This window comes from Clostridium sp. (assembly GCF_029267215.1).
Classification (GTDB): domain Bacteria; phylum Bacillota; class Clostridia; order Clostridiales; family Clostridiaceae; genus Sarcina.
Genome location: NZ_JARIDH010000042.1, coordinates 121,698 through 134,412, shown reverse-complemented (window position 1 = coordinate 134,412; position 12,715 = coordinate 121,698). Strand labels below are relative to the sequence as shown.

Annotated in this window: 11 protein-coding genes; 9 read left to right on the top strand and 2 right to left on the bottom strand. The window is 26.2% G+C overall.

Annotated features, from left to right (window positions below):
- Positions 1 to 193 precede the first annotated feature (193 nt).
- The 4 genes from Q1K13_RS07520 to hisJ all read left to right on the top strand — a co-directional run bounded on the left by Q1K13_RS07520 (position 194) and on the right by hisJ (position 3,688).
- Complete coding sequence (locus tag Q1K13_RS07520; RefSeq protein ID WP_300349025.1) at positions 194 to 1,573, top strand: rhodanese-like domain-containing protein; 1,380 nt, start codon at positions 194 to 196, stop codon at positions 1,571 to 1,573.
- Positions 1,574 to 1,575: 2 nt separating this feature from the next.
- Positions 1,576 to 2,019, top strand: a complete 444-nt coding sequence (locus Q1K13_RS07515; RefSeq protein WP_300349023.1) for a hypothetical protein — start codon at positions 1,576 to 1,578, stop codon at positions 2,017 to 2,019.
- Positions 2,020 to 2,354: 335 nt separating this feature from the next.
- A complete protein-coding gene (locus Q1K13_RS07510; protein ID WP_300349020.1) occupies positions 2,355 to 2,591 on the top strand; it encodes a DUF1292 domain-containing protein in 237 nt (78 codons plus the stop codon).
- 272 nt (positions 2,592 to 2,863) lie between these two features.
- Positions 2,864 to 3,688 carry a histidinol-phosphatase HisJ gene (gene hisJ / locus Q1K13_RS07505; protein ID WP_300349018.1) on the top strand — a complete coding sequence of 275 codons (825 nt, stop codon included), beginning with the start codon at positions 2,864 to 2,866 and terminating at the stop codon, positions 3,686 to 3,688.
- Between the two features lie 105 nt (positions 3,689 to 3,793).
- On the opposite strand, the gene Q1K13_RS07500 is transcribed toward hisJ, so the two are convergent.
- Together Q1K13_RS07500 and Q1K13_RS07495 are read right to left on the bottom strand one after the other, a co-directional pair.
- Entirely contained in the window at positions 3,794 to 5,197 is a 1,404-nt protein-coding gene (locus Q1K13_RS07500; protein ID WP_300349016.1) for a tetratricopeptide repeat protein, read from the bottom strand.
- Between the two features lie 368 nt (positions 5,198 to 5,565).
- Positions 5,566 to 7,473: an NAD(+) synthase gene (locus Q1K13_RS07495; protein ID WP_300349014.1), complete on the bottom strand. Its 1,908-nt coding sequence runs from the start codon at positions 7,471 to 7,473 to the stop codon at positions 5,566 to 5,568.
- Between the two features lie 473 nt (positions 7,474 to 7,946).
- On the opposite strand from Q1K13_RS07495, the gene Q1K13_RS07490 reads away from it, so the two are divergent.
- The 5 genes from Q1K13_RS07490 (at position 7,947) to Q1K13_RS07470 (ending at position 12,702) form a co-directional block, all read left to right on the top strand.
- Positions 7,947 to 8,366, top strand: a complete 420-nt coding sequence (locus Q1K13_RS07490) for an NfeD family protein (RefSeq protein WP_300349012.1) — start codon at positions 7,947 to 7,949, stop codon at positions 8,364 to 8,366.
- 12 nt (positions 8,367 to 8,378) lie between these two features.
- Positions 8,379 to 9,323, top strand: a complete 945-nt coding sequence (locus Q1K13_RS07485) for an SPFH domain-containing protein (protein WP_300349010.1) — start codon at positions 8,379 to 8,381, stop codon at positions 9,321 to 9,323.
- 342 nt (positions 9,324 to 9,665) lie between these two features.
- The gene (locus tag Q1K13_RS07480; RefSeq protein WP_300349007.1) at positions 9,666 to 10,718 is read left to right on the top strand and encodes an alanine racemase; all 1,053 of its coding nucleotides are present in this window, start codon (positions 9,666 to 9,668) and stop codon (positions 10,716 to 10,718) included.
- Between the two features lie 264 nt (positions 10,719 to 10,982).
- Positions 10,983 to 12,020 (top strand): RnfABCDGE type electron transport complex subunit G, encoded by a 1,038-nt coding sequence (locus Q1K13_RS07475; RefSeq protein WP_300349005.1) that lies wholly within the window; start codon positions 10,983 to 10,985, stop codon positions 12,018 to 12,020.
- Positions 12,021 to 12,033: 13 nt separating this feature from the next.
- The gene (locus Q1K13_RS07470; protein ID WP_300349003.1) at positions 12,034 to 12,702 is read left to right on the top strand and encodes an RnfABCDGE type electron transport complex subunit E; all 669 of its coding nucleotides are present in this window, start codon (positions 12,034 to 12,036) and stop codon (positions 12,700 to 12,702) included.
- The last annotated feature ends 13 nt before the right edge of the window (positions 12,703 to 12,715 follow it).

The following is a 12,715-nucleotide window of genomic DNA, read 5'->3' as shown; positions in this document are numbered from 1 at the left end:
TATGTAAAAAGTTTTAATTTGAAGTTAAATTTGTTAAAAAAATAATTAAAAAGCTAGAAAATGATCAAAATGTAATTTTAATTGTACCTAAGTATAATATTCATAAAAATTCAAATGGTTATTTACTAAATAAAATAATTTTGATATCCTTTAAAAGGACAATAAAACCAATGTAAAACAAAGGAGTAGATTTATGAGTTTATTAAAAAAAGCGTCTTTAAGCTTAATTTTAGTCACTTCTATATTTACATTAATCTCTTGTGATAATAAAGAACAAAGCAAGATAAAAGATGTAAATCTTAAGAGTTTAACAACAAAAGAGGTGGAAAATGATTTAAAGAATAAATCTTGGATCGTTGTTGATACTCGTCTAAGTGACTCCTATAATGGATGGATTTTAGATGGTGAAAAAAGAGGGGGACATATTCCAAATGCAGAAGATTTTTCAGCAAATTGGATAACATTTAAAGCTAAGGATAATAAGGAAAAAGAAAAGAAATTAGAGGAAGCTTTAAAAACTAAAGGAATAACAAAGGATAAAAATATAATTTTATATGATGCAAATGGAAAAGATTCAAAGGTTGTAGCTAGTTATCTTTATGATAAAGGATATAAAAATCTTTATTCATATGATATTAAAAAATGGGCAGAGGATAAGAATCTTCCTTTAGAAAAGTATGCTGATTATGATTTAATAGTGCCAGCTAAAATACTTAAAGAAGTAATTGATGGTAAGAAACCAGAAACTTTTGAGAATGCAAAGAATATAAAAGTATTTGAAGCAAGTTGGGGAGAGGATAGCCCAAGTTATAAAAAAGGACATGTTCCAACAAGTGTACATATAAATACAGATATAATTGAACCACCTACAAAAAATCCACCACAATGGCTTTTAGCATCACCAGAAAAGCTAAGTAATTTTTCAAAAGATTTTGGCATTAATAAAGATGATACTATAATACTTACAGGTGAAGAACAAATGGCATCTTACAGAGTGGCTAGTGTATTAAAATATATGGGTGTTAAAGATGTAAGAGTATTAAATGGAGGAAATGGTGCTTGGACTAGTGCAGGATATGAGTTAGAAACTAAGGTTAATCCTAAAAAGCCAGGGAATGGTTTTGGTGAAAAAATACCAAGTGATAAAAGTGTAATGACTACAATTCCAGAACTTAAGGAAGATTTAAAAAAATCAGATTTTACATTAGTTGATAATCGTTCTTGGGATGAGTATATAGGAAAAATATCAGGTTATAGCTACCATGATAAAAAAGGAAGAATACCAGGTGCTGTATATGGATATGCAGGTACACATGGTTCAACATCCTTAGATTATTATAGAAATGTAGATAATACTATGAGAAATGGATATGAAATAGAAAAAATGTGGGAAAAGCAAGGAATAAACTTAAAAAATCATCTTGCATTTATGTGTGGAAGTGGTTGGAGAGCTGCTGAAGTTTATACCTATGCAAATGTAATGGGACTTCATAATACATCAATATATAGTGATGGATGGATTGGTTGGAGTGATGCTGGATTGCCAACAGAAACTGGAGAACCAAGAAAATAGATATGAAAAATAATAGAGTAGTAAAAATAGTATATCCATTTATACTGTTAATTCAAATATTAATGTGGGTTGGCGTTTGTGTTATTCAGAATATGACTAAAAAAAGTGCTGGTGTAATGCATTATGTATATTTTAAAAGGTATGAATATTCAAATATTTTAACAGTTGAAAAATTAAATATATTGTCAATAATTACATTGGTCTTAGCAGTAGCATTTCTAGTAATAATTTTTTATGCAATTAAAAATAAAAAAGATACATTTTGTATTTTACAAACAAAAATAAGCTTAATAATGGCAAGTGTATTGATTTTTGTAATAAAATCTAATTTATTTTCTAATTTATTAGCATATTATTACTTTATAATGGTAGCAATAGTAGTTTTTTTAATACAAATTTTTTGGCTAATGATTCTTTTTATAAAATCTAAAAAATATAGTAAATAACAAAAAATACCATATAGAATAGACTATTTAAAAAGCCTATTCTATATGGTATTTTTATTTGTAATTAAATAAAAGGTTATTAGGAGATATTAAAATAAGTAAATAATTTTTTATAAATTAAGGAGCAGTAATATTATCTAAAAGTAAATATGAAAAAAAGTAAGTAACAAAGAAATTACATATGATGAGTATTTAAAAAAGACCATTTAATATTCTTAAATAATATACTCGTAAATGAGTAATAAACAAAAAAAAGAATAAAATTAAAAAAACAAAACAAAATAATAAAAGAAAAAGAAATTTCAATTGGATAAAAATGTAAAGGAGGAAATATAATGAATGAACAAATAGTAAGTTTTAGAGATGAAAATGGAAAGAAAATTGATTATATTATATTAGAACAAAGATTAGTATGTGGAGAAGAGTTTGTTGCTATGGCACCTAAAAATCATAAAGAGGATATTGAACTTTATAAAATCAAGTTTGACAAAAATTGGAATGAAACCTTAAATGCTGTTGAATCTGAAAAAGAAATAAATATGTTTAAGCAAATTTCATCACTTAAGTTTTAATTTAAGATCCTGTTTTAAGAGAGTGTTTATTTTAGATATCTCATAAGACCTACTTAATTTAAAGATAAAAGTAAGTATTTTAAAGCAATTACTTTGGATTAGAACACAAAGTAATTGCTTTTTCATTTTAATTAAAAGTATGTATATAAAATAATTATTCTATAATTTATGTATTTATAGAATTTAGTAAAGTTAAATTAAAATTTTATTATATTAAATTAATAATGTATAATAGTTATGTGAAATTTAAATAAAAGTTACGGAGGAAGAATATGATTTTAAACATAAGAAGAGATGGACATGTGCATAGTACTTATTGTCCTCATGGAAGTGATGACTCCTTAGATATGTATATAGATACTGCACTTAAGAACAACATCAATGAAATAACATTTACGGAGCATATGCCAATTCCTATAGAAGATCCATCACCAAGAAAAAATAGTGCCCTTGCCTTTTATAGGTTAGAAGAGTACTTAGCTGGAATTGATGCTCTTAAAATGAAGTATAAAGATAAAATTAAAATAAATGTTGGTTTAGAAGTTGATTATATTGAAGGATATGAAAAAGAAACTAAAGCTATTTTAGATAAGTATGGTAAATTTTTAGATGATGCAATACTTTCAGTTCACATAGTTAAGTTTAATAATGAGTACTATCAAATTGGAAATGGTTCTGATATGATTGGTGAATTAGTAGAGAAAATTGGTGGTATGGACAAGCTTTATGATTTATACTATGAAACAATGCTTAAATCATTAAAAGCTGATTTAGGAAAGTATAAGCCTAAAAGAATAGGACATCCAACTTTAGTTAGAAAATATAAAGATGATTTTCCTAATGAAAAGTATAATTTAGACCTTTTAGAGAAAGTTTTGAAGGAAATGAAAAAAGGTGAATATGAAATAGACCTAAATACCTCAGGGTTAAGAAGAAAGAAGTGTGGAGAAGTACACCCTCAAGGAGTATTCTTAAATTTATGTTTGAAGTATAATATTCCTATGGTTTTAGGATCAGATTCACACAGTTCAAAATACGTTGGATCAGAGTTTGAAAAAGTTGCAAATATGATTTTTCCAGAGGTAAAGGCAATATAATTTATATAACATGGAATAATTACATATAATTAATCAAGCTTTTTTATTACTAAAAAAGACCATAGAAAAATTTCTATGGTCTTTTGATTTTTGATAAAATTTATTTTAGCCGTATATTATTTTCTTAGTTACATCATTATAGAACATTGAATTTGGATAAGAATCTTCTATTTGTTGAGCGTATTTTTTAGCTTCTGCTTTATTTCCTTCTTTATCATATATAGTAGCTAAATTATATAGACATTGAGGAGTATACATTACATCATTATCACCTGGTTTAGCTTTATAATTTGATAAGTAATCTTGGAATAATTTTATAGCCTCAGCATCATTTCCTAAGTTTTGATTAGCAGAACCCATAAAGTAAATTAAATGAGGTTTTAAGTATGAATTGTTTGAGAATTCATATGCCTTATTGAATTCATTTAAAGCATCTTCATATTTCTTTTGTTCAAAGAATTTAGATCCTGTTAAATATAAATTTCTAACCCCTTCGTTTTGCATAAAAGTAACAGCATTATTATAACTATCTAAATCATTAGCTGGCACCTTATCTTTTGGAGTAGAATGTAAAATAGTATAAAGCGCATTCATATCATCGTTTTGAATAGCTTTGTTTAATTCATCTACATTAAATTTAGGAGCTTCAGTTTTTTTAGTTTCTTCTTTTGGAGTTTGTGGTTTAGTTTGATTATTTTTATTTGTATTTTTATCAATATTATCAGCTACTGCCACTTGATTTTTATTAGCAGCTGTTTTCATATGCTTATTAACACCATATGCAAGTCCTAAAACTATTACTCCTGAAATTGCTATTGCAATGTACTTAACTGGCTTTTTCTTTCCAGATTTTTTTGAGTTAGAATTTTCATTTTTAAAGTTTGGAGTACTTATAACTTTAGGTTCTTCTACTTTAGAGTTATCCTCTATTGTAGGTGTAATAGTACTTTTTTCAAACTTAACTTCCTCTTTCTTAGAAAAATCAACCTTAGTTACATTATGAATATTATTTTCTTTAAAAGTCTCATTTTCCTTTAATTCATTTATTATTTTATTTTTAGATTCCTTAGGAGTCTTTTCTATTTTAATTTCCTCTTTAATATTAATTTTTTCAGTAGGCTTATTAATTGTCACTTCTTTTTCTCTTTTTTCTAATTGTTTAGAAAATTCTTTTTGAGCATTTTCTTGAAGTTTAGCCTTTATTTCGTCTTTTAATGAATTACTAAAAATAGTACTCATAGCTAATTTTTTCTCATCTATATTATCAAACTGATTAAGTTTTTTTCTAGCCTCTTCATTGTTATTATATTCAGCATTTATTTTCCAAGAAACTACTGCATCACTTATTCTGTCTAACTTTTCAAGAGATCTTGCCTCTAAAGTAAGTGCCTCTTCATTATTGTAGTCCTTATCAAGAACTTTTTCACATATATCTAATGTTGCCTCGTAATTTCCTTTTTCATATTGAGCTAATGCTTTTTTAAGTTTTTTATCATATTTACTACTCATAGCTTAATAGCTCCTCCTTTTTTATAATTTGTATAAAAGATATTTTTAAATACCTAATAAAAATAAGTATCTGTCTAAATGTTAATTATACATTATATATATGTAAGTGTACAATATGTTTTTGGCAAAAATATGTCAATGTTATTAAGTTTTTATATTTTTTTATATTTTAAAGTCTTTATATGGATAATATTCAATTATTTTCCTTTTATAAAAGTACTTTTATTTCTACAAATTTAAATTACATTAAAATTATAAAATTTATATAGATATGTGAAATTTATAAAAAAGATAAAAACCTTTCAATTTAAAAAGAAAAAATCTTAACAAGTTGAAAGGTTTTAAAAGATTAATTAATAATTAAAATTTTAAATTAAAAAATCATTATAAACTGCGTCAGATGGCATTCTCCAATCTCCTCTAGGAGAAAGTGATATTGTCCCAACTTTAGGACCATCTGGAAGAGCAGAACGCTTAAATTGTTGAGTGAAGAATCTTCTTGTAAATTTATCTAACCATTTTCTTAAAGTTTCTTCATCATAATCATTTTTAAAGGCATTTTTAGCTAAGAATAATATTCTTTCTGGAGTTGATCCATGTTTTATAAAATGATAAAGATAAAAATCATGAAGTTCATATGGTCCAACAATATCTTCAGTTTTCTGAGTGATTTTTCCTTCTTTATCCTTTGGAAGTAACTCTGGACTTACAGGTGTATCTAATATATCAAGAAGTGCAGACTTAGCTGACTCTGAAATTTCATTATTTGCAAAGTATTTAACTAAGAATCTTACCAAGGTCTTAGGTATTGAACAGTTAACAGAGTACATAGACATATGATCTCCATTATAAGTACACCATCCTAAGGCTAACTCAGATAAATCTCCAGTACCTATTAAAAGTCCACCTTCTTTATTAGCTATATCCATAAGAATTTGAGTTCTTTCTCTTGCTTGAACATTTTCGTAAGTAACATCATGAATATCCTTATTATGTCCAATGTCTTCAAAATGTTGAAGGGCAGCCTTAACAATATTTATTTCTCTAAAATCACAATTTAGCTCCTTACATAAAGCAACTGCATTATTGTAAGTTCTATCTGTTGTACCAAAACCTGGCATAGTTACAGTTATTATGTTTTCTCTTTTAATATTTAAAAGATCAAAGGTTTTAACAACTACTAATAGGGCAAGGGTAGAATCTAATCCTCCAGATATACCAATTACAGCTTTCTTTAAATTGGTATGTTCTAATCTTTTTGCAAGGGATGAGGCTTGTATATTAAGTATTTCCTCACATCTCTCTTCTATAGCATACTTAGATTTTGGTATAAATGGATGCTTATCAATTTCTCTATCAAAATTACTTATTTTTATACTTTCAAAAGTAAATGGTATAAATCTTGGCTCTGTAGATTCATTAAAAGTAGAATTTCTAAAACTTATGTTTTTAGTTCTTTCTGCATTTAATTTAAATAAATCAATAATTCCTGTTAATAAATCATTTTCTCTTTTAAATCTTTTATTTTCCTTTAGGATAGATCCATTTTCAGCAATTAGCATATGTCCACTAAATAATAAGTCAGTAGTAGATTCATGAACACCTGCTGAAGAATATATATAAGCACTCATTGTTCTGGCGCTTTGATTTTGAACTAAGGATTTTCTATAAGAACTTTTAGATACAAGCTCATTTGAAGCTGAGAGATTACAAATTACATTAGCTCCCATAAGGGCTAAATTTGAGCTAGGTGGTATAGTTACCCATAAATCTTCGCATATTTCAAATCCAACCTTTAAATCTCCACATGAGAATATTAAATCAGTTCCAAAGGGAACTTCTTCTTGGAATGGAAGGCTAACATTTAGCCCTTTTATATTAAGACCTTCAGTAAACCATCTTTTTTCATAGAATTCTGAGTAGTTTGGAATATAGCTTTTAGGAACTATTCCAAGTACCTTTCCATTTAAAATAATATAAGCACAGTTATATAATGAATATCTATATAATAAAGGAGCACCAACAGCTATTAAAATATCTTTTCCTTTAGAAAATTCAACTAAACTCTCTAATGCTAAATTACAATTGTCTATTAGTTTTTGGTTTGTAAATAAATCCCCACAAGTATATGCTGATATACAAAGCTCAGGGAATACTATAAGTTTAACTTCTTCTTCCACAGCTTTTGAAATCATAGACTCTATTTCTTTAAGGTTATATTTTGTGTCGCTTATCTTTATTTTAGGTGAAGCTGCACCCACTTTTATGAAATCCATAATATCATCTCCAGTTGTTTTTATTTTTAGTATTTCTATATAAGAATACTTTATCCTAATATAAATTTATTTTAAGATAGAATATTTTAAATTGAAGAAAGTAATTTAAGGTCAAATAAACTTTCTTTATTAAACTGTTATTCTTAAATAGTAAATTAAATTTTAAAATGCTTAAAAATATTTCTATATATTTATGTTCAAAATTAATATTACTTTAAAATAAATTTTAATTTAAAAACATATATAATAATTACCATAGAAACTTTTACTAAATACTTTTATATTATAAATATTAATGTGAAAATTAAATAAAATCAACCAATGACTAATAATGTTTTTTATACTATATAATATGTTTATAAATAATATTTTAAAAAGTGATTAATAGTACTTGAAAAAATATTGTTTGAATTGTATAATTAAGTAAAATTTAATAAAATATTAATAAAAAAATAAAAAAAGGGGGTAAGTGAATGGTATGGCTTTGGTTAGTAGTCATTTTATTAGGTGTGATAATTGATTATTTAAGTTCAGATGTTCTTTTTGTAGGATTTTCATTTGGTGCTTTAATAGGAATAGTATTAGCATTTTTTAATGTTAATGTAATATTCCAATTTCTGTTCTTTTCTGTTATAACAATTTTCTTTTTCTTCTACGTCTATCCAAAGATTAAAAAGAAAATTAAAGTAGATAATATAGGAACTAAGACAATGGAAGAGTCTTATATAGGACGAAAATTAACACTAGATAAAGATGTTAATTTATCAGAGCTAGTAAAATTTGATGGGATTTACTGGACATTCAAAAGTCTTAGCGGTCCTTTAGAAAAAGGGACAGAAGTTAAAATTGTTGGAATAGAAGGAAATAAAATTTTAGTAAAAAAAGAGAAATAGGAGGGGTTACTTATGGTAGCTACTATAATTATTATAATTTTATTATTAATCGTAGTTTTTGCAGCACTTTCTTCAATTAAGGTTGTAAATACAGGGTATGTTTATGTATTAGAACGTTTTGGACAATTTAGTAAAATTTTAGAACCTGGATGGCATTTAATTATCCCATTTGCTGATTTTGTTAGAAAGAAAATATCAACAAAGCAACAAATATTAGATATACCACCTCAATATGTTATAACTAAAGACAACGTTAAAATTGAAATTGATAATGTTATTTTTTATAAAATTTTAAATGCAAAAGATGCAGTCTATAACATAGAAGATTTTAAATCAGGTATAGTTTATTCAACTATAACAAACATGAGAAATATTGTAGGTAATATGACTTTAGACGAAGTTTTATCAGGAAGAGATAAAATAAACTTAGAACTTTTAACTATTATAGATTCTATTACAGATGCTTACGGAATAAAAATATTATCTGTAGAAATTAAGAACATAATTCCACCTGCTGAAATACAAGATGCCATGGAAAAGCAAATGAAAGCTGAAAGAGATAAAAGGGCTACAATATTACAAGCTGAAGGTTTAAAACAAAGTGAGATTGCAAAAGCTGAAGCAGAGAAACAAGCTAAGATTTTAAAAGCCGAGGCTGAAAAAGAAGCAAATATTAGACATGCAGAAGGTATGAAAGAATCTCAACTTCTTGAAGCTGAAGGTAAAGCAAAAGCTATTGAAGAGGTTTCTAAAGCAGAAGCTGCAGCCATTGCTAGAATAAACACTTCAATAATTGAATCTGGAACAAATGAAACAGTAATTGCATTAAAACAAATTGAAGCCTTAAAAGAAATGGCTAATAATCCAGCAAATAAACTTATATTGCCAAACGAAACACTTTCTTCTTTAGGAAGTATAGCAGCCATTGGAGAAATGTTAAAAAAAGATAAAAAATAATTTTGAATTTTAAAATATGAATAAAATATACTTTAATAGAATATAATATTTTTGAGTCTTAAATAAGGCTTACGTAGGAATTTAGTTTACCCTCTACTTTTTAAGTAGAGGTTTTTTTATTTTAGGTTCTGTTTTAAACTAGTGTTGATGATTTTAGATAGAACTTTATGACCATCTTAATAATCAGTTTAGAGTTTCTATTAAGCTTAGGTTTTAAAAGTTTATTGTAGAAAACAACTTTGAAATTATGTTATTATTTAATATAAATAATGACTATATTCAAATATTCTTAAAAAGATGATATTATATAAAATGTAATTTTAGTTAGAAAGAGGATTAAGCATGAGTAATTTTTTTTGGTGTGATGTTGATTTAAAAAGCATAGAAAATAATATAAATGTTATACGTAAGCTTATAGGTGACAAAAAACTTATATCTGTTATAAAAGGAGATGCTTACGGATTAGGTAGTGTAGAAATAGCTAAATTCATAGAGGATAAGGTTGATATAATTGCAGTAGGTAACATAGAGGAAAGTTTACTTTTAAAAGATATAAATAAGGATATACTTATACTTTCTCCTTTATGTACAGAGGAAGATTTTAAGGATGAAAGAGAAAATCTAATACTAACTTTAGATAATGAAGAGATATTAGATAAACTTCCAAAGAATACGAAAAAAAGAGTACATATATATGTAGATACAGGTATGAATAGAATGGGAATAAAACCATCAAGACTAGATGATTTTATTAATAGAGTGGAGAAAGATTTTCCTAACATAGAGATAGAGGGAATATACACTCATTTACATAATGCTAAAGATGTAAATTATACTTTAAATCAGATAAATGTATTTAAAAATACTGCTGAGAAATATGTGGATAAAGTAAAAGTTATTCATTGTATGGCATCTAGTGCCATAGTTAATGATGAACTTAGAAAAGCTTGTGATTTCACAACAGGGGCAAGGGCTGGAAATGTTCTTTATGGATACATAGGATTCAATAAAGGAATAAAGAAAACTTATGAATATTACGCAAAGCCAGTAAATACTTATAAAGTAGCTAAAGGACAAAATATAGGATATGGCTGTTTATTTAAAGCTGATAAAGATATGGAAATAGGAATTATAGAATGTGGTAATGTTCATGGTCTTGGAGTAGCAAGAGAAATAAAAAACAATATATTCTATGATATATTTAGATTGGTTTATAGAAGATTTAAAGAAAGAAGTGTGATTTTTTGTAATAACACTCCAGTTAAAATACTTGGAAAAGCTAATATGAACATAACAATAATATCTATGGAAAACTTAACTAAGGATTCAAAACTTAAGATAGATATTTCTCCAATAATATCTGAATCAAGCATAGAAAAAAGATATATATATTAATAAGAACTTTTTAGTATTATAAATTAAAAGAAAAACATAGGACTATACAAATTTAGTCTTATGTTTTTTTATTTTTTGTAATATTTTTAAGATTAATATACTACCTTTTAATATAGGCTTAGAAGTAAGTTTATGTTAAAGGAATAACATATATCTAATATTATTCAAAGGAAGTAAATTAGTAAACTTAAAGATAAAAAAATCAGATTACTAATGATTTTAGATTTTTAAATATTATGTTATTTATAGGAGGAGATTTTATTTATGAGGGAAAATCTAAAATTAGGACTTATACTTTTTTTGATAACATCATTTGCAGGTCTCTTATTAGGGGTAGCTAATGATTTTACTAAGGAGGTTATAGCTCAAAATTCAAAGTTAAGTTCAGATGATTTAAAGGAAATTTTACCTAATGCTAACAAAATAGAAGATTATGCCTTTGAAAAATCAGAGGATTCTAAAGTTTCTGAAGTTTATGAGGCAAAAAAAGATTCTAATACTGAAGGATTTGTTTTAAAGGTTTCTCCTAAAGGCTTTAATGGAGCAATTGATATGGTTGTAGGCATAAGTAATGAAGGTGAAATTAGTGGAATAAAAATATTATCACAAGCTGAAACTCCAGGACTTGGAGCTAGAGTTGAAGAAAAAGAATTTACAGATAAATTCAAAGGGATAGGAATAAAAGAAGAGGTTAAAATTGTTAAAAGTAGCCCTAAAAATAATACTGAAATTCAAGGGTTAACAGGAGCTACTATTTCTTCAAATGCTGTATTAAGTGGGATTAAAGATGCTTTGAATTTTTTAAAGGGAAATATCTTAGGTGAAGAAGTAGTAGAAGTAAAAGAATTAAACTTAAAAAAATTAAATCTTCATGGTGAAATGAAAGAACTTACTATAAATTTAGAAGAAGGTATAAATAAAGTTTATTTAGTTTCTAAAGATGGAAGAGAAGTTGGATATGCTATAGAAGGAAGTCAGGTTGGAATGTATAAAGATAATCCTATAACTTTTGGAGTTGGTCTTTCTTTAGAAGGAATAATAACTGGTGTTCAAATAATAAATCATAAAGAAACAGCTGGTCTTGGAGATCTTATTGAACAAGAAGAATTTTTAAATGAATTTATTGGAATATCAGCATTAGATAAGACAAATATTAAAGAAAATACAGAAGAAATTGATATGAGTGTTTATGGAGAAGTACTAAATGTTGATGCCATAACAGGAGCTACTAAAAGTTCTATGGCTATTATAAAAGGAGTTACAAATGTACTTAATTTTTATAATAATAATTTAGGAAATTAATGAGGTGAAAAAGGTGAAGATTTTATTTGAAAGATTAAAAAATGGTATAGTTAGTGAAAATCCAATATTTGTTCAAGTGTTAGCTATGTGTCCTACACTTGCAGTTACTTCAAGTGTAGAAAATGCAGTAGGTATGGGAATTGCCTCTACAATTGTTTTAGTATTTTCTAATATGATAATATCGGCTTTAAGAAAATTTATTCCAAGTAAAATAAGAATACCAGCTTATATTGTTATCATAGCTTCATTTGTTACAATAGTTGATATGCTTATGAATGCCTATGTTCAATCACTTTATAAATCACTTGGAATATTTATTCCGCTTATAGTCGTTAACTGTGTAATATTAGGACGTGCAGAAGCTTATGCATCAAAAAATCCAGTTATTCCTTCAATATTTGATGCAATTGGAATGGGAATAGGTTTTACAATTGCTCTTTTCTCAATAGGAACATTTAGAGAAATATTAGGAGCTGGTACTTTTTTAGGAATGAGTATTATGCCAAGTAGTTTTAAGCCAGCTACTATAATGATTTTAGCACCTGGTGCCTTCTTAACTTTAGGCTCATTAATGACTTTCTTAAATTATAGAAATATAAAGAAAGCAGAAAAAGAAGGTTCAAAAGCTAAATGTTTAGAACATAATTGTAGCACATGCTCAGGCTGTGGAAAGAAATCTTAAATTTAGAGATTAG

Excerpts from the sequence above, each read along its gene's own strand:
- Q1K13_RS07520 (WP_300349025.1), top strand. The coding sequence starts at position 194 with ATGAGTTTATTAAAAAAAGCGTCTTTAAGCTTAATTTTAGTCACTTCT.
- Q1K13_RS07515 (WP_300349023.1), top strand. The coding sequence starts at position 1,576 with ATGAAAAATAATAGAGTAGTAAAAATAGTATATCCATTTATACTGTTA.
- Q1K13_RS07510 (WP_300349020.1), top strand. The coding sequence starts at position 2,355 with ATGAATGAACAAATAGTAAGTTTTAGAGATGAAAATGGAAAGAAAATT.
- hisJ (WP_300349018.1), top strand. The coding sequence starts at position 2,864 with ATGATTTTAAACATAAGAAGAGATGGACATGTGCATAGTACTTATTGT.
- Q1K13_RS07500 (WP_300349016.1), bottom strand. The coding sequence starts at position 5,197 with ATGAGTAGTAAATATGATAAAAAACTTAAAAAAGCATTAGCTCAATAT.
- Q1K13_RS07495 (WP_300349014.1), bottom strand. The coding sequence starts at position 7,473 with ATGGATTTCATAAAAGTGGGTGCAGCTTCACCTAAAATAAAGATAAGC.
- Q1K13_RS07490 (WP_300349012.1), top strand. The coding sequence starts at position 7,947 with ATGGTATGGCTTTGGTTAGTAGTCATTTTATTAGGTGTGATAATTGAT.
- Q1K13_RS07485 (WP_300349010.1), top strand. The coding sequence starts at position 8,379 with ATGGTAGCTACTATAATTATTATAATTTTATTATTAATCGTAGTTTTT.
- Q1K13_RS07480 (WP_300349007.1), top strand. The coding sequence starts at position 9,666 with ATGAGTAATTTTTTTTGGTGTGATGTTGATTTAAAAAGCATAGAAAAT.
- Q1K13_RS07475 (WP_300349005.1), top strand. The coding sequence starts at position 10,983 with ATGAGGGAAAATCTAAAATTAGGACTTATACTTTTTTTGATAACATCA.